Origin of the sequence: Streptomyces sp. NBC_01116 (assembly GCF_041435495.1) — a bacterium.
GTDB lineage: Bacteria > Actinomycetota > Actinomycetes > Streptomycetales > Streptomycetaceae > Streptomyces.
Window position 1 is genome coordinate 1,280,496 of sequence record NZ_CP108644.1, and the last position, 17,139, is coordinate 1,297,634.

13 protein-coding genes are annotated in these 17,139 nt (G+C 72.7%); 2 read left to right on the plus strand and 11 right to left on the minus strand.

Going from position 1 to position 17,139, the window contains the following annotated elements; genetic code table 11:
- Positions 1-111: 111 nt before the first annotated feature.
- The 5 genes from OG245_RS05365 to OG245_RS05385 all read right to left on the minus strand — a co-directional run bounded on the left by OG245_RS05365 (position 112) and on the right by OG245_RS05385 (position 6,549).
- Entirely contained in the window at positions 112-1,806 is a 1,695-nt protein-coding gene (locus OG245_RS05365; protein WP_371622402.1) for a flavin monoamine oxidase family protein, read from the minus strand.
- Between the two features lie 52 nt (positions 1,807-1,858).
- A complete protein-coding gene (locus OG245_RS05370) occupies positions 1,859-2,656 on the minus strand; it encodes a carbon-nitrogen hydrolase family protein (protein ID WP_371622403.1) in 798 nt (265 codons plus the stop codon).
- A 204-nt stretch (positions 2,657-2,860) separates the two neighbouring features.
- Positions 2,861-3,319, minus strand: a complete 459-nt coding sequence (locus OG245_RS05375) for an Lrp/AsnC family transcriptional regulator (protein WP_007453204.1) — start codon at positions 3,317-3,319, stop codon at positions 2,861-2,863.
- 139 nt (positions 3,320-3,458) lie between these two features.
- Positions 3,459-4,916: an aldehyde dehydrogenase family protein gene (locus OG245_RS05380; RefSeq protein ID WP_371622404.1), complete on the minus strand. Its 1,458-nt coding sequence runs from the start codon at positions 4,914-4,916 to the stop codon at positions 3,459-3,461.
- A 166-nt stretch (positions 4,917-5,082) separates the two neighbouring features.
- Complete coding sequence (locus OG245_RS05385; protein ID WP_371622405.1) at positions 5,083-6,549, minus strand: GuaB1 family IMP dehydrogenase-related protein; 1,467 nt, start codon at positions 6,547-6,549, stop codon at positions 5,083-5,085.
- A gap of 308 nt (positions 6,550-6,857) precedes the next feature.
- Here OG245_RS05385 and OG245_RS05390 point away from each other — a divergent pair, with 308 nt between their 5' ends.
- Entirely contained in the window at positions 6,858-7,934 is a 1,077-nt protein-coding gene (locus OG245_RS05390; RefSeq protein WP_371622406.1) for a terpene cyclase, read from the plus strand.
- Positions 7,935-8,004: 70 nt separating this feature from the next.
- Here OG245_RS05390 and OG245_RS05395 read toward each other — a convergent pair whose 3' ends face one another.
- The 4 genes from OG245_RS05395 to fmt all read right to left on the minus strand — a co-directional run bounded on the left by OG245_RS05395 (position 8,005) and on the right by fmt (position 12,511).
- Complete coding sequence (locus tag OG245_RS05395; RefSeq protein ID WP_371627812.1) at positions 8,005-9,000, minus strand: sugar-binding transcriptional regulator; 996 nt, start codon at positions 8,998-9,000, stop codon at positions 8,005-8,007.
- A gap of 133 nt (positions 9,001-9,133) precedes the next feature.
- Complete coding sequence (gene rpe, locus OG245_RS05400) at positions 9,134-9,817, minus strand: ribulose-phosphate 3-epimerase (RefSeq protein WP_371622407.1); 684 nt, start codon at positions 9,815-9,817, stop codon at positions 9,134-9,136.
- Between the two features lie 189 nt (positions 9,818-10,006).
- Entirely contained in the window at positions 10,007-11,440 is a 1,434-nt protein-coding gene (locus OG245_RS05405) for an RsmB/NOP family class I SAM-dependent RNA methyltransferase (protein ID WP_371622408.1), read from the minus strand.
- Positions 11,441-11,578: 138 nt separating this feature from the next.
- Positions 11,579-12,511 (minus strand): methionyl-tRNA formyltransferase, encoded by a 933-nt coding sequence (gene fmt / locus OG245_RS05410; protein ID WP_371622409.1) that lies wholly within the window; start codon positions 12,509-12,511, stop codon positions 11,579-11,581.
- Positions 12,512-12,943: 432 nt separating this feature from the next.
- Here fmt and OG245_RS05415 point away from each other — a divergent pair, with 432 nt between their 5' ends.
- A complete protein-coding gene (locus OG245_RS05415) occupies positions 12,944-13,507 on the plus strand; it encodes a hypothetical protein (protein ID WP_371622410.1) in 564 nt (187 codons plus the stop codon).
- A gap of 113 nt (positions 13,508-13,620) precedes the next feature.
- On the opposite strand, the gene OG245_RS05420 is transcribed toward OG245_RS05415, so the two are convergent.
- Positions 13,621-15,765: a primosomal protein N' gene (locus OG245_RS05420; protein ID WP_371622411.1), complete on the minus strand. Its 2,145-nt coding sequence runs from the start codon at positions 15,763-15,765 to the stop codon at positions 13,621-13,623.
- 133 nt (positions 15,766-15,898) lie between these two features.
- Positions 15,899-17,107, minus strand: coding sequence for a methionine adenosyltransferase (gene metK, locus OG245_RS05425; RefSeq protein ID WP_003970371.1), 1,209 nt, complete (start codon positions 17,105-17,107; stop codon positions 15,899-15,901).
- Positions 17,108-17,139: the final 32 nt, after the last annotated feature.

A 17,139-nucleotide genomic window follows, 5' to 3' on the forward strand; every position in this document is an offset into this window, starting at 1 on the left:
GAGGGGGAGGGCCGCCCCCTCCGGGGCCCGCACGTCGGCGCGGCGCGGCGCGCCCACCGCCGAGGGGAGCCCGGGCGGTGTCCCGCCCCGGGGCTCCCCTCAGTCCTCCGGTCAGTCCTCCGGGAGCTCCACCGGGGCGATCTCGTCGAAGACGTCGCCGGGTCCCGGGTTGGTCGCGTCGGTCGCCCCGCCGAACTGGTGCATGACGCCCCACACGGCGTTCAGCGCGGTCTGCACGGCGCCCTCGGCCCAGCCGGCCGTCCAGGAGATGTCGTCGCCCGCCAGGAACAGGCCCCGCTTGTCGGCGGGCAGAGCGTCCTGCATGAAGTGGGTGAACAGCCGCCGCTGGTAGCGGTAGTGGCCGGGCAGGTTCGCCTTGAACGCGCCCATGAACCAGGGCTCGTTCTCCCAGGAGACGGTGACCGGGTTGCCGATGATGTGGCTCCGGACGTCGACGTTCGGGTAGATCTCGCCGAGCGACTTGAGCATGACCTCCATGCGCTCCTTCGGGGAGAGCGGCAGCCACTTCAGGCTGTCGTCGCACCACGTGTAGGAGAGGCAGATGACGGCGGGCCTGTCGGGGCCGTCGTCCAGGAGGTACGTGCCCCGGGTCATCCGGTCGGTGAGCGTCATCGACATGGTGTCGCGGCCGGTGGTCTCGTCCTTGTCCAGCCAGAACGGCCGGTCGACCGGGACGAAGAGCTTGGACGACTCCATGTAGTGGGTGCGCTCCATCGCCGTCCAGTGGTCGATCGGGAAGAGCGCGTCGTCGCAGTCGATCTTGGAGAGCAGCAGCCAGGACTGGCCGGTGAAGACCGCGGCCCGGAAGGTGCGGATGTCGCCGGTGGCGTCGGTGACCGTGATGCGGTTGCCCGCGGTACGGGTCAGCCGGGTCACGGCGCCCCGCGGCTCGCCGCCGTGCAGGGAGGACAGCGAGGTGCCGAGCGGCCAGTGGACGATCTTCCGCGGCTCGCGGTCCCACAGGCGCAGGGGGAGCTGCTGGCTGCCGCCGACGATGCCGCGGTGGTGGTCGTCGGCCTCGGTGTAGACGACGCGCAGGATCTCCAGGATGGAGTTGGGGAAGTCGGTGTCCCAGCCGCCGGTGCCGAAGCCGACCTGGCCGAAGATCTCGCGGTGCCGGAAGGACTTGAAGGCGTCGGAGTCGCAGAGGAAGCCGTAGAAGGTCTGGTTGTCGAACCGCTCGACGAGCTGCGACCAGATCTCCCGGATGCGCGGCACGTCGCGCGTCCGCAGCGCCCGGTTCATGTCGGAGAAGTCGGCGCCCTCCTCCAGGCAGGCGTTCCAGGCCTCGGCCACATCGCGGTAGACCTGCGGCAGGTCGTCGATGGTCTCGGCGTAGTGCGACTCGCCCTTGAGGTCCACGACGGTCGAGGGCGTGGCCGGGGAGAGCGGGTTGGGGAAGGGCCGCGTTTCGAGGCCCACCAGGTCGATGTAGTGCTGGAGCGCCGTGGAGGAGGGCGGGAAGCGCATGGCGCCCATCTCGGCCGTGAGCGAGGGGTCGCAGCCGTCGAAGCCGACGGTGCGCAGCCGGCCGCCGATCCGGTCGGCCTCGTAGACGACGGGCTTGAGGCCCATCTTCATCAGCTCGTAGGCGGCGATGATCCCGGAGAGTCCGCCGCCGATGACGGCGACCTCCTGGCCGTGCTCGGTCGCCGGTATCTGCCCGAGGCCCGCCGGGTGGGCGAGGAATTCGTCGTACGCGTAGGGGAAGTCCGGCCCGAACATGGTGATCGGCGGGGCTGCCGTGTCGGTGTGCTGGACGGCGTTGGGCACCGTGGACGTCATGGGGTACGGACTCCTTGCGCGATGACTCTGATGACTCTGGGGAGGAACGGGCTCAGGCGAGGGAGCCGTACAGGCCGGGGCGGCGGTCGTGCAGATAGGGGTTGGCGGCGCGCGAGGCCGCCAGGAACTCCGGGTCCACCTCGCCGACGACGAGTTCCTCGCCGCGTCCGGCGCGGGTGCGCACGGTGCCGTCGGGTCCGGCCAGGCAGCTGAGCCCGACGAACTCGAACTCGCCTTCCGGGCCGGTGCGGTTGACGTACGCCACGTACATCTGGCTCTCGAAGGCCCGTACGGGGATCACGGATTCGGCGACGAACTGGAAGGGGTGCATCTGCGCGGTGGGCACCAGCAGCAGATCGGTGCCGGCCAGGGCGTGCGCCCTGACGTTCTCCGGGAACTCGACGTCGTAGCAGATCAGCAGGCCGACGCGGATGCCGTCGAGGTCGGCCTGGACGACCGTCCGGTCGCCGGGGGTGAACCACTCCTGCTCGAAGCAGCCGAACAGGTGGGTCTTGCGGTAGTTCGCGAGGCGCCCGCCGTCGGGGCCGATGAGCTGGGACGCGTTGAAGATCCGCTCGCCGTCGCGCTCCGGGTAGCCGTAGAGGACGGCGAGGCCGTGGCGTGCGGCGATCTCGGCGACGGCCCCGGCGCCGGGCCCGTCGGCGGGCTCGGCCAGTTCGGGGACGGCGTCGCCGATGGCGTAGCCGGTGAGGAAGAGCTCGGGCGAGACCAGCAGCCGGGCCCCCGCGTCGGCGGCCCGTGCGGCGGCCTCGTCCAGCGCCTTCAGGTTCTCGGCGACGGCGCCCGGGCGTCCGGAGCTCTGGAGCAGGGCGGTGCGCAACGACGGCATGGCTGACCTCGGGCGGTGCGTGCGGGGTGGGGAGACGTATCGAAGGTACGTGGCCCGGATCGGCACGGACAAGGCGCGAGTGTTGCGTACCGACCGTCGATTCGTTGCGCGGGGAGGGCCTGCCGCGGCGAATCGTTGCGTGCGGCGTCATCGCAGGCCAGGGGGGTGACGTGCGCCACTGCCCGGGCAGGCCCGGGAGGGCCCTCAGGCGGGCGGGCCCTCCGCCGAATACCGCCGCAGCAGCGGCGAGAGCACCAGGACGGACTTGGTGCGCTCGACGTACGGCTCCCCCGCGATCCGCTCCAGGACCTGTTCGAAGTGGCGCATGTCGGCGGCGAAGACCTGCACCACCGCGTCCGCCTCCCCGGTCACCGTGGAGGCCGAGGCGATCTCCGGGTAGCGGGCGAGGCCCTGCTTGATGGCGTCCGGGGAGGTGTTGCGGCTGCAGTAGATCTCGATGAAGCCCTCGGTCTCCCAGCCGAGCGCCGCCGGGTCGACCCGCACGGTGAAGCCGGTGATCGCGCCTTCGGCCCGCAGCCGGTCGACGCGGCGCTTCACGGCGGGGGCGGAGAGGCCGACGATCGCGCCGATGTCGGCGTAGGAGCGCCGGGCGTCTTCGGCGAGGGCGTGGACGATGCGTTCGTCGAGGTCGTTCAGGCGCACGTCGGGCGGTTCACTTCTCTGCGGTGGGTCGGCTTGCGGGAGGCGGAGCGTGCCGCCTCCCGCAGTAGACCATGAGCCGCCGTCGCGGGCGTGCCCGGCGCGGTGGGGCCCGTCCGGCCGGGGCCGGGCGGGAGGGTGCTCAGAAGGGGAACCGCGAGCGGCCGTGCTGGATGGAGATCCACTTCTGGGTGGTGAAGGCCTCGACCATCGAGTCGCCGTTCAACCGGCCGAGGCCGGAGCTCTTCTCGCCGCCGAAGGGGACGATCGGCTCGTCGTGGACGGTGCCGTCGTTGATGTGGATCATGCCGGTGTGGATGCGCTGGCCGACCCGCACCCCGCGCTCGATGTTGCCGGTGTGGACGGCGCCGCTGAGGCCGTACGGGGTGTCGTTGGCGATGCGGACGGCCTCGTCCTCACCGTCGAAGGGCACCAGCAGGGCGACGGGTCCGAAGATCTCCTGGTGCAGGACGGGCGAGTCGGCGGCGAGGCCGGTCAGCACGGAGGGGCTGACCAGGTTGCCGTCGGCGCTGCCGTGCAGCAGGGCCGTCGCCCCGGCCGCCACGGTCTGGTCGACGAGCTTGGAGATGGACTCGGCCTGCGAGGAGTTGATCAGCGGGCCGATCTGGGTGGCCGGGTCGGCGGGGTCGCCGACGGTGAGCGAGGCGACCTTGGCGACGAACTTCTCGGTGAACTCCGCCTCCACGGCGCGGTCGACCAGGATGCGGTTGGCGGCCATGCAGACCTGGCCCTGGTGGACGTACCGGCTGAAGACCGCCGCGTCGACGGCGTAGTCCACGTCCGCGTCGTCGAGCACGATCAGGGCGCTGTTGCCGCCGAGTTCGAGGACGGCACGCTTGAGGTTGCGGGCGCAGACGGTGGCGACGTGGCGGCCGACCTTGTCCGAGCCGGTGAAGGAGATGACCTGCGGCACGGGGTGCTCCAGCAGGGTGTCGCCGATCTCCGCGATGTCGGTGATCACGACGTTCAGGAGCCCAGCGGGCAGCCCGGCGTCCTCGAAGATCCTGGCCAGCAGGGTGCCGCCGCAGATCGGGGTGTTCTGGTGCGGCTTGAGGACGACGGCGTTGCCGAGGGCCAGCGCGGGGGCGACGGACTTGAGGGAGAGCAGGAAGGGGAAGTTGAACGGGCTGATCACGCCGACGACCCCGACGGGCACGCGGTAGACGCGGTTCTCCTTGCCCTCGGTCGGCGAGGGGAGGATCTGTCCGGCGGGGCGCAGCGCCAGCTGGATCGCCTCGCGGAGGAACTCCTTGGCCAGGTGCAGTTCGAAGGCGGCCTTCAGCCGGGTGCCGCCGAGCTCGGCGACGATCGCGTCGCTGATCTCCGGCTCGCGCTCCTCGACGAGGTGCAGCGCCTTCTCCAGGACCGTCCGCCTGCTGTACGGGTTGGTGTCCGCCCACGCCTGCTGGGCGCGCTCGGCGGCGCGGTAGGCCTGGTCGACCTCGTCGGCGGTGGCGACCGGGATCGAGGCGAGCTTCTCCCCGTCGAACGGGTTGAAGTCGATGATGTCCCAGGACCCCTTCCCCGGCCTCCACTCGCCGTCGATGTACTGGTGGGCCAGGTCAGTGAAGAAGGACATGAGATCCCTTACCGCTAAGAGGCGGGCAGCTGAGTGGGCTTCATATTACTTTCCATGCAACGAAGTTGAAGCGCTCCCCCGACCTGCCTCAAAACGGCCGGAAACGACCCTGCCCCCTCCGGCGCGAAGTACCGTAGGGGGCAGGGTCGTTGTGCTGATCGCAGGATCAACTCCAGCTGGCGTGGAGCGGCTTGCCCTCGGCGTAACCGGCGGCGCTCTGGACGCCCACGACCGCCTTCTCGGCGAATTCCGCGAGGGAGCCGGCGCCGGCGTAGGTGCAGGAGGAGCGGACACCCGCGATGATCGAGTCGACGAGGTCCTCGACTCCCGGGCGTGTCGGGTCGAGGAACATCCGCGAGGTGGAGATGCCCTCCTCGAAGAGCGCCTTGCGGGCGCGGTCGTACGCGGACTCGTCCGAGGTGCGGTTCTTCACGGCGCGGGCCGAGGCCATCCCGAAGGACTCCTTGTAGAAGCGGCCGTCGGCGGACTGCTGGAGGTCGCCGGGCGACTCGTACGTCCCCGCGAACCAGGAGCCGATCATCACGTTGGACGCGCCGGCGGCGAGCGCCATCGCGACGTCGCGCGGGTGGCGGACGCCGCCGTCCGCCCAGACGTGCTTGCCGTGCTTCTTCGCCTCGGCGGCGCACTCCAGGACGGCGGAGAACTGCGGGCGGCCGACGCCGGTCATCATCCGGGTGGTGCACATGGCGCCGGGGCCGACGCCGACCTTGATGATGTCCGCGCCCGCCTCGATCAGATCGCGCACGCCCTCGGCGGCGACGATGTTGCCCGCGACGATCGGCACCCGGGGGTCGAGGGCCCGGACGGCCTTCACCGCGCTGATCATGGACTCCTGGTGGCCGTGGGCCGTGTCCACGACGAGGACGTCGGCGCCCGCGTCCAGGAGCTGCTTGGCCTTGCCGGCCACGTCACCGTTGATGCCGACGGCGGCCGCGATGCGCAGCTTGCCCTGGGCGTCGGTGGCGGGGGTGTAGAGCGTGGCGCGCAGGGCGGCCTTGCGGGTGAGTATGCCGACGAGGCGCCCTTCCGCGTCGACCGCGGGGGCGAGCTTGCGGTTGGCGCCGTCGAGCTTGTTGAAAGCGTCGCGCGGGTCGATGTCCGCGTCGAGCAGGACCAGGTCCTTGGACATGACCTCGGAGAGCTGGGTGAAGCGGTCGACGCCCGTGAGGTCGTGGTCGGTGACGACGCCCACCGGACGGCGGTCGGCGTCGACGACGACGCCCGCGCCGTGGGCCCGCTTGGGCAGCAGGGACAGCGCGTCGGCGACGGTCTGTCCGGGGGCCAGCTCGATCGGGGTGTCGAGGACGAGGTGGCGGGTCTTGACCCAGGAGATGACGTCGGTGACGACCTCGATCGGGATGTCCTGGGGGATGACGACGAGGCCGCCCCGGCGGGCGATGGTTTCGGCCATCCGGCGGCCCGCGATGGCGGTCATGTTGGCGACCACGAGCGGAATGGTGGTGCCGGTTCCGTCGGGCGACGAGAGGTCCACACCCTGCCGGGAACCGACCGCGGAACGGCCCGGGACCATGAAGACGTCGTCGTACGTGAGGTCGTACGGGACCGCGGGGGACTCTGTGTAGCGACCGGTGCCCGGCTCAAGAAAACGCATAACACTCATTTTTTCATACGAAACGGTGCAGGTCGTTTCCACGAAGACACAACAAAAGACCCCCGCGTTCGTCTCTTCCTCCGAAGAGGCCCGATGAGGCGGCCGGGGGCTCCGGGCAAGTGGAACCTGCCTTACCCACGGACCCTACCCGAACGGGATGCGAATCATTCGTGATCACCATCCCTGGACCGGGTGACAAGGGGTCAGGTAGCTTCAAACCCGCAGGTCTCGGGGGTGTCCGAAACGTCGATCCGGCTCGTCGGCGCCCCTGGGCACACCGTTTGACCGGAGAGGATCCCGATCCGCCTGTGGACAGCGAACTGCCGGACATCTACTGCCCGTTCCCGCAGCGGACCAACCCGCACGTGGCCCACACCCGCGGGCATCTGGACAGCTGGACCAGATGGACGGGTCTGGTCCACCGCGAGTCCGCGAGGGACCGATTCGAACAGGCCGATTTCGGGTCGTTCGTCGGCATGGTCTATCCGACCGCCGACGAGGAGAACCTCGATCTGGTGGCCGACTGGTTCGTCTGGCTCTTCCTCGTCGACGACCAGCTCGACGACGGCCACCTCGGGCGCTCACCCGACCGGGTGAGGGACGTCGTCGAACGGATGCGGGCGGTGGTCGACGGCTCCGCCCCCGAGCCGCTGCCGGGCGAGAACGCCCCGGCCGCCGTGACGGCCCTGGCCGACCTGTGGAAACGTACGACGCCGAACGCCGCCCCGCACTGGCGGACCCGGTTCGCCTGGCACCTGGTCACCTACCTCACGACCGCCACGACCTGGGAGGCGGGGAACCGCGCCGAGGAGGTGGTGCCCTCGGAGGACACGTACATAGCCAAGCGGCGGCACACCGGGGCCATCCACGTCTGTATGGACCTCATAGAGATCGTGGCGGGCATCGACGCCCCGGAGTCGATCCACAACGACCCCCGCTTCATCACCGCCCTGGAAGCCGCGTGCAACCACGTGTGCTGGGCGAATGACGTGTACTCCTTCGAGAAGGAGCAGGTGCTCGGCGAGATCCACAACCTCGTCCACCTGGTCCGCCACCACCGGGGCCTCGGGGAGCAGCAGGCGCTGGACCACGTCGCGGAGCGCCTCGCGAGGGAGACCGAGCGGTTCCTGACCGCCGAGGACGAGCTGCTGGAGCTGTATCCGGAGCTGTCCGGGCTGCTGGTGCCCTACCTCGACGGGATGCGGAGCTGGATGCGCGGCAACCTGGACTGGTCCCGCCGGACGCCGCGCTACAACCCCGCCGACGTGGGTCAGTACGAGGAGCCCGAGGAGTATCTGGAGGAGACCGTGCTGGGCGTTCCGTCCGCGCGCGCCGAGGCCGCCGCCCCCGCCCCGTGCGCGGCCGAGGCCCCGCCGGGCGGCTGAAAGCGGGTCAGGACGGGCCGAGGGCCGTGCACCGGATGCGGTGCACGGCCCTCGGTGTGTTCCGCTCGGTTCACTCCCCGTCGGGGTCGGCCCGCTCCAGCGCCGGACGGGTGCCCGCGGGGGACTCGGTGAGCAGGAAGTCGGCCGCGGCGGTGTCCGTCACCAGGCTGGTGACGAGGCCGGAGCGCAGCACCGCGCCGATCGCCGCCGCCTTGCGCTGACCGCCCGCGATCGCGACCACCTCGGGGATCCGGCGCAGCCGGTCCGCCTCCACGGTGATGCAGCGCTCCCCCAGGTCACGGCCGACCCGGCGGCCCTCGGAGTCGAAGAGGTGCGCGGACATCTCGGCGGCGACACCGAGCGAGGCGTAGTGGGCGCGCTCGGCGTCCGAGAGCATGTCGTGGACCGTCGAGATGCCCGGCTCCCAGGAGCCGATGGAGACGGCGGCGACCGTCACCTTGTCGAAGTACTCGAAGGCGCGGGCGATACCGGTCTGCTCGCGCAGCGCGGCGGCCGTCGCGGGGTCGGGCAGCAGCATCGGGGCGTAGATGGGATGCGCCTCGCCGCCGGAGACCTGCGCCGCCCGGCGGACCGCCTCGACCGAGCCGCGCTCGGCGGTGCCCGCGTCGTACACGCCGGTCAGCTGGACGACCGTGCACGGAGGGAGCCGGTCGAGGGCGGCCGCCATGTGGATGGTGGAGCGGCCCCAGGCCAGGCCGAGCACATCACCCTCGGCGACCAGCTCGCCGAGGAGGTCGGCCGCGACCTCGCCGAGGTTCTCCGGGTCGGGGGCGTCCTCCTGCTCCTCGGCCGGGGACTCGACGACCACCGCGTGCCGCAGCCCGTAACGGGCCCGCAGGGCGTCGGAGCGTTCGGCGTCCAGCTCGGCCGGCACCCGGATCTCGATGCGTACGAGATCGCGTTCGAGGGCCGTCTCCAGGACCCGGGCCACCTTGAAGCGGCTCACGCCGAACTCCTCGGCGATCTGGATCTTGGACTTGCCCTCCAGGTAGAACCGGCGGGCCATGGCCGCCGCCTGCACCAGCTCCGCGGGTCCCATCCGCATGGCTGACCGACCCGCCGAGATGCCAGACACCGCGATCTCCTCACTGCTGTTCACACGCCCGATACGCCGTTCATCCTGTCAGATCCGGCGATCCTTGATCGGCCCTGTCGGACCGCGTTCATCTGCCCTTGGTTCAGTGTCCGCATGCCCAGGGGGCGACGGCCGTGGCCGCGTCCGCCTGCGCCCGCAGCTCCCGCACCGCCGCGGCCGGGTCCTGCGCGCCGTAGACCGCCGAGCCCGCCACGAAGACGTCGGCGCCGGCCTCGGCGCAGCGCTCGATGGTGGTGGCCGAGATGCCGCCGTCGACCTGGAGCCACAGTTCGAGGCCGTGCTTGCTGATCAGCTCCCGGGTGCGGCGGATCTTCGGCAGCATGATGTCCAGGAAGGACTGGCCGCCGAAGCCCGGCTCGACCGTCATGATCAGCAGCATGTCCAGCTCGGGCAGCAGGTCCTCGTACGGCTCGATGGGCGTCGCGGGCTTGAGCGCCATCGAGGCGCGCGCCCCCTTCGCCCGGATCTCCCGCGCCAGGCGCACCGGGGCCGCCGCGGCCTCCGCGTGGAAGGTGACGGACCCGGCCCCCGCCTCCACGTACTGGGGGGCCCAGCGGTCCGCGTCCTCGATCATGAGGTGGCAGTCCAGCGGGGTGTCCGTGGCCTTGCTGAGCGCCTCGACGATCGGCACGCCGAGGGTCAGGTTGGGCACGAAGTGGTTGTCCATGACATCGACGTGGAGCCAGTCCGCGCCTTCGACGGCCTTCGCCTCCTCGGCGAGACGCGCGAAATCGGCGGACAGGATGCTGGGGTTGATCTGCGCCATGACCCAAGCCTGCCACGTCTCCCGCCCGTTCCCCGCCTCGATGCGCTCCGAAGCCCCACAGGGCCATCACACTTCGCACATTCTGCGCATTTTGCCAGCGCTTTACCGTTCCTTTGCCGCCCTCGGGGCGAGACCGGCAGACGCGGGGCCGAACGGCCGGACACGGCCGCCAGCCCGCGTGCGGGAGGCTCAGCCGGTCCGGCGCAGCAGCGCCAGGTACATCGCGTCCGTGCCGTGCAGATGCGGCCACAGCTGGACGTCGGGGCCGTCCCCCAGCGCGGGCACCCCGGGCATCAGCGGGCGGGCGTCGATCCACTCCGCCTCCACCGGCTCCCCGCCCCGGCCCCTGAGGACGTCCTCGACCACCACGCGGGTCTCCGCGAGATGCGGCGAACAGGTCGCGTAGCCGACCACGCCGCCGACCCGTACGGCCTTCAACGCCTCGCGCAGCAGGCCGCGTTGGAGCGGGGCGAAGGCTTCCAGGTCCTCGGCGCGGCGCCGCCAGCGGGACTCCGGGCGGCGCCGCAGAGCGCCCAGGCCGGAGCAGGGCACGTCCATCAGGATCCGGTCGAAACTGCCGGGCAGCCACGGCGGACGGGTGCCGTCCGCGGTGATCACCTGATACGGGCCGGGGTTACCGGCGAGCGCCCGCTCGACCAGCCGGGCGCGGTGCGGCTGCTTCTCGGCCGCGAGCAGGGCGGCGCCCCGTCCGGCGGCGAGGGCGGCCAGCAGGGCGGCCTTGCCGCCGGGGCCGGCGCAGCCGTCCAGCCAGCGGGTGTCGCGGCCCTCGACGGGTGCGGCGGCCAGGGCCGCGGCGACGAGCTGGCTGCCCTCGTCCTGGACGCCCGCCCGGCCCTCCTGGACGGCCTCCAGCGCTCCGGGCTCGCCGCCCTCGGCCATCCGGACCGCGTACGGGGACCAGCGGCCCGGCAGGGAGTTGTCCTCGCCGAGCGCCTTGGCCAGCTCATCGGTGGTGGAGCGGCCGGGGCGGGCCGCCAGCGTCACCTCGGGCCGCTCGTTGTCGGCTTCCAGCAGGTCCTCGATGCCCGCCCGGCCGCCGCCCAGCGCGTCCCAGAGGGCGGAGACGATCCAGCGGGGGTGCGAGTGCACGACGGACAGGTGGTCCTCGGCGTCCTCGTCGTACGGCGGGGCGACCTTCTCCACCCAGCCGTCGAGGTCGTGCGCGGTGACCTTGCGCAGCACCGCGTTGACGAACTTCGCACGCCCCTCCCCCAGCACCACCCGGGCCAGCTCCACACTGGCGGAGACGGCCGCGTGGGTGGGGATGCGGGTGCCGAGCAGCTGGTGGACGCCCATGTTCAGGACGTCGAGGACCGGCGGGTCCACCTCGCGCAGCGGCCGGTCGACGCAGGCCGCCACGATCGCGTCGTACGTGCCCTGGCGGCGCAGCGTCCCGTAGACCAGCTCGGTCGCCAGCGCCGCGTCCCGGCCGTCGAAGTCGCCCTTGGCGCGGGCCTTCTTCAGCAGCGGGGGCAGCACGAGGTTGGCGTACGCGTCGCGCTCGTCGACGGCCCGGAGCGCCTCGAAGGCGAGGAACCGCACGGGGTCCTTCTGCGGACGGCGGTGGGGCTTGGCGGGACGGCGACGCGGCTGGTCGTTCACGTGAAAGGTGCTCCGCTGATGGTGAGAGGGGCGAACCCTCCCAGCGTACGTCGCCGTCCCCGGGCGCCCGAACGGCAGCCCGGGCCCGTCGAACACCACCCGGGGCCCGGCGCGCCCCTGCCGCGCTCGGGCGTCCCGCTACAGGCCGAGCAGCTCGCCGTGGACGATGCGGACGCCGCGCGCCCAGTCGGCGCCCTTCATCGGCTTCTTGCCCTGCGGCTGGACCCAGAGCAGCTCGACCGCGTGCGATCCGGTGCCCACGTACACGTTGTTCTTGGCGGCCGACAGCTCGCCGGGGGCCAGGTCGGTGCGGTCCAGCACCGGCGTGGCCTGGATCAGCTTGAGCCGCTCGCCGCGGAAGAGGGTCCAGGCGCCGGGGGCCGGGGTGCAGCCGCGCACCACCCGGTCGACCCGCAGGGCGGGCGCGGACCACTGGACCTGGGCGTCCTCGACGGTGATCTTCGGGGCCAGGGTGACGCCGTCATGGGGCTGGGGCACGGCGTGCAGCGTGCCGTCCTCGATGCCGTCCATGGTGGCGGCGAGCAGCCCGGCGCCCGCGAAGGCGAGCCGAGTGAGCAGGTCGCCGCTGGTGTCGGTGGGCCGGACCTCCTCGGTGAGGACGCCGTAGACCGGGCCGGAGTCCAGGCCCTCCTCGATCAGGAAGGTCGACGCTCCGGTCACCTCGTCCCCGGCCATCACCGCGTGCTGGACCGGCGCCGCGCCGCGCCAGGCGGGCAGCAGCGAGAAGTGCAGGTTGACCCAGCCCCGGGCGGGCACGTCGAGGGCGACCCTGGGCAGCAGGGCCCCGTAGGCGACGACCGGGCAGCAGTCCGGGGCGATCTCGCGCAGCCGGGCGAGGAACTCCTCGTCGCGGGGGATCGCGGGCTTGAGCACCTCGATCCCGGCCTCCTCCGCCCGCTCGGCCACCGGACTCGCGACGAGCCGGCGGCCCCGCCCTGCGTGGGCGTCAGGACGGGTCACGACGGCGGCCACCTCGTGGCGGCCGGAGGCGATCAGGGCGTCCAGTGCGGGGACGGCGACTTCGGGGGTGCCGGCGAAGACGAGCTTCATGGGTGGCTGACTGCCTCTCGGGCCAAGACGTACGGTGACGAGCAGCACACCAGTCTAAGGGCTGTCCCGTAATCCCTGGCGGGCGCGCGACGACAGCTACGGCACCTCGCCGCGTTGTCGGAACATCCCCATACATCCCGTATGCGGACGTCCCTCCGCCTTGCGATGCACCGCATCCGACGCCGCACGCTGATCCACCAGGGATGACGGGACAGCCCTTAGGGTCTCCGTCCGGGCGGGGTCCGGCCCGGCTACCGCGAGCGAGCGCCGCGCAGGGGGCGTACGCGCGCCGCGCACGCCCCGTGGATATGCACATACGCCCCGATAGCGTGACCACATACCCGGCTCGGGCGTTGGTCAAAGGAGATTGACCGAAGCGGGCCGCCCCGATGCGGCCCGATCCCTTTCAACGCCGGTTCGAGAGGCTTCTTCATGGCCGACCACGCAACGCACGACGCCCAAGCGCGGGCCAGTCTGCATCTTCTGGTGCGGGACATCGAGCGGGTCCGGCGGCAGGTGGACGCGCTGCGCACCCTCACCGCCCAGCTGGGCAACGTCTACCGTCCGCGCCGCTCCGGCCCGTCCGCGGGCTTCGTCGTCTACGGCAGGGCCCCGGCCCCCACCGTCCGCCTCGCGCAGGAACTGCGGGACAGCGTCGAGACGCTGGTCACGGCCGCGGTGGACTTCGACCGCTCCCTGGGCTTCTCCTGGGACGCGGTGGGCTCCGCCCTCGGCGTCACCAAGCAGGCCGTGCACCGCCGTTACGGAACGCGCCGGGCGACGCCGCAGCCCACCGCCGAGACGGGCGGCGAGACCGCGGCCGTGTCCCGCCCGGTCTCCGTCGGGCCCGGGCTGTCCGGCTCCTCCGCCGCAGGACCCGGCTCCCCGGTGCCCTCGGTCCCGGCGGCCCGCTCGATGCCGCCGCAGTCCCTCGCGGACCGGCCGGTCCGCGAGGAGCTGCGTCCCGGCGCCTTCCCGGGGCCCCGCAACGGCTGACCGCACGCCGACCCTCTGCCCCACCGTGCCGGTCGCACGGCGGGGCAGCCCCGCGTCCGTGGCCACCGGCTGTCCGGCGACCACGGACCGCCGCAGAGCTCTCCCCCGCGGCCTCAGCCGATGTCGGGCGGGTCGATCCTGATGCGCACCGGGTCGGCCGCTCCCTTGGCCGTGCGGGCCGCGAGCGCCGTCTTCAGGGCGCGGGCGAGCGCCGCCCCCCGTCCCGGGACCACCCGGATCAGGACCCGCTCCCAGGTCTCGCCCGGCGGGACGTCCCCCGGTCGGCGGGGCCTGCCGGGCTCGGCGGACGGGACCGGCACCGGCCCCAGGATCTCGGCCTCCGGCGGCAGCCCGGCGGCCTGGAGAAACGCGGCCAGGGCCTCGGCGGGGCCGGTCGCGGAGGCCATCCGGGAGACCGGCGGGAAGCCCAGCTCGGCCCGTTCCGCCAGCTCCCGCCGGGCGAATCCCGCCGGGTCCCAGCGGACCAGCGCCTGCACCGCGCGCTCCGTCGGCTCGGCCACGATCACCACCGTGCCCCCCTCGTCCTGGCCCCGCACCAGCGCCCCCGCCGCCGTCCACCGGCGCAGCGCCTCCTCCCCCGCCCGCAGATCGGGCCGGCCGAGCATGGCCCAGCCGTCCAGGAGCAGGGCCGCCGCGTAGCCGCCCTCGGCGACGGGCTCCGCGCCCGGCGTGCTGACGACGAGCGACGGGGTGCCGGGCACCGCGTCCAGGATGTGGTCGCGCCCCGAGGTGCGGACGGGCACGGCGGGGAAGGCCCGGCCCAGCTCCTCCGCCGTGCGGCGGGCGCCGACGATCCGGGCGCGCAGCCGGGTCGAGCCGCACTCCGCGCAGTGCCAGGCCCGCTCGGCCCGCCCGCACCAGGCGCAGTTCAGATCCTGCTGGTCCGGGGCCTGGAGGGGGCCCGCGCAGTGGCGGCAGCGGGCGGGGGCGCGGCAGCGTTCGCAGGCGAGGCGGGGGGCGTAACCGCGGCGGGGCACCTGGACCAGCACCGGACCGCTGCGCAGACCGTCGCGCACGGCCCCCCAGGCCAGGCTGGGCAGCCGGGCGGAACGGGCGGCGCCGTCCCGGGCCAGCTCGCCGTCCCCGACCGTACGGATGAGGGGCGCGGCCCGGCGCAGCCGCTCGCGGTCCGCGAGGAGCGGCAGCGCCCAGCCGCTCTCCACGAGCTGGGCGGCCTCGACGGTGCAGCTGGTCCCGCCGAGGAGGAAGCCGCAGCGGCCCTGTGCCGCCCGCAGCTCCAGGACCTCGCGGACATGCGGGAAGGGGGCGTTGTCGTCGCTGTGGCTGGAGTCCCCGTCGTCCCAGACGACGACCAGGCCGAGGTCCTGGACGGGGGCGAACATGGCGGCCCTGGTCCCCACGACCGCCCGGACCGAGCCCCGGCGCACCGCGAGCCATTGGCGGTAGCGCTTCTCGGGGCCGGAGTCTGCGGTCAGCAGGGCGTGCCGGCCCGCGCCGAGCGCCTCGGTCAGGGCCGCGTCGACCCGTGCGGCGGCCCGTCCGTCCGGGACGACGACCAGCGCGCCGCGCCCGGAGGAGAGCGTCGCGGCGACGGCCCCGGCGATCTCGGCGGGCCAGTGGGGGCCGGGCAGGGCGGTCCACACCGCGCGCGGCGCACCGCTCTCGGCCAGCGCGCGCAGGAAGGCCGGGCCCTGGCCGTACCGCTCCCAGGTGCCCGGCTCCGGGGCGGGGGGCGGGGGCAGCGGGTCCGGGGAGGGCTTGGACTCGGCGCGGCCGTTGCGGGGCGGGACGGCGAGCTGGAGGACGTCGGCGAGGCTGCCCGCGTACCGGTCGGCGACGGCGCGGCAGAGGCCGAGCAGTTCGGGCCCGAGGACCGGCTCCGGGGAGACCACGGAGGCGAGGGCGGCCAGCGCCCCCGGGTAGTCGGAGTCGGCGCGGCGCTCGACGATGAAGCCGTCGATCAGCCCGCCGCCCTCGCGCCGCCCGCCCTGGATGTTGCGCCCTCCGGCCCCGAACCGGACGCGCACCCGGACGCCCGGACGCGCGTCGTCGTCCAGCTCCTCGGGGACCGCGTAGTCGAAGTACTGGTCGAGGTGGAGGACGCCCTTGTTGACCAGGACGCGGGCGACGGGCAGCTCCTCGGCGAGGGCCGCGCCGCGCCAGGTCCGCGGCTTGGCGCGCGGCACCTTCGCCCGGCGCACGGTCTCCCGGATCAGCGCAAGCTGCTCCGGCGCCCCGGCACCGGGTTCGGCGGACTGCTCGTTCTCGCTGCTCACAGCTGAATTCCTACCAGAGAGCACTGACAGCGGCGGGGGCACGGCAGCGGGGCCCGGCCACCGCGTTCGGTGTCCGGGCCCCGCTGTCGTGCTCGATGACGCCCGCCCCGCTGTCGTACGCGGGCGGGTCTCGCTACAGACCGGCGGCGGCGCGCAGGGCGTCGACGCGGTCGGTGCGCTCCCAGGTGAAGTCGGGCAGCTCACGGCCGAAGTGGCCGTAGGCGGCGGTCTGGGCGTAGATCGGGCGGAGCAGGTCGAGGTCCCGGATGATCGCGGCCGGGCGGAGGTCGAAGACCTCGCCGATCGCGTTCTCGATCTTCTCGGTGTCGACCGCGGCGGTGCCGAAGGTCTCCACGAACAGTCCGACGGGCTCGGCCTTGCCGATCGCGTACGCGACCTGGACCTCGCAGCGCGCGGCGAGACCGGCGGCCACCACGTTCTTGGCGACCCAGCGCATCGCGTACGCGGCGGAGCGGTCGACCTTGGACGGGTCCTTGCCCGAGAAGGCGCCGCCGCCGTGCCGGGCCATGCCGCCGTAGGTGTCGATGATGATCTTGCGGCCGGTGAGGCCGGCGTCGCCCATCGGGCCACCGATCTCGAAGCGGCCGGTCGGGTTCACCAGGAGGCGGTAGCCCTCGGTGTCCAGCTTGATGCCGTCCTCGACGAGCTGCGCGAGCACGTGCTCGACGACGAACTCGCGGATGTCGGGCGCGAGCAGCGAGTCCAGGTCGATGTCGGAGGCGTGCTGCGAGGAGACGACCACCGTGTCCAGCCGGACCGCCTTGTCACCGTCGTACTCGATGGTGACCTGGGTCTTGCCGTCGGGGCGCAGGTAGGGGATGGTCCCGTTCTTGCGCACTTCGGACAGTCGCCGGGAGAGGCGGTGCGCGACGTGGATCGGGAGCGGCATCAGCTCCGGGGTCTCGTCGCAGGCGTAGCCGAACATCAGGCCCTGGTCGCCCGCGCCCTGCTTGTCGAGCTCGTCCTCATCGCCCTCGACCCGCTTCTCGTACGCGGTGTCGACGCCCTGTGCGATGTCCGGCGACTGCGCGCCGATCGACACCGAGACGCCACAGGAAGCACCGTCGAAGCCCTTTTTGGAGGAGTCGTATCCGATCTCCAGAACCTTGTTGCGCACGAGGTTGGGGATGTCGGCGTAGGCCTTGGTGGTGACCTCGCCCGCGACATGCACCAGACCTGTGGTGATCAAGGTCTCGACGGCGACGCGCGAGGTGGGGTCCTCGCGCAGGAGCGCGTCGAGAATCGTGTCGCTGATCTGGTCAGCGATCTTGTCGGGGTGACCCTCGGTCACGGATTCCGAGGTGAAGAGACGGCGGGACACATCGCTCCCTGGGGTTGCAGCGGCTGCTGGCT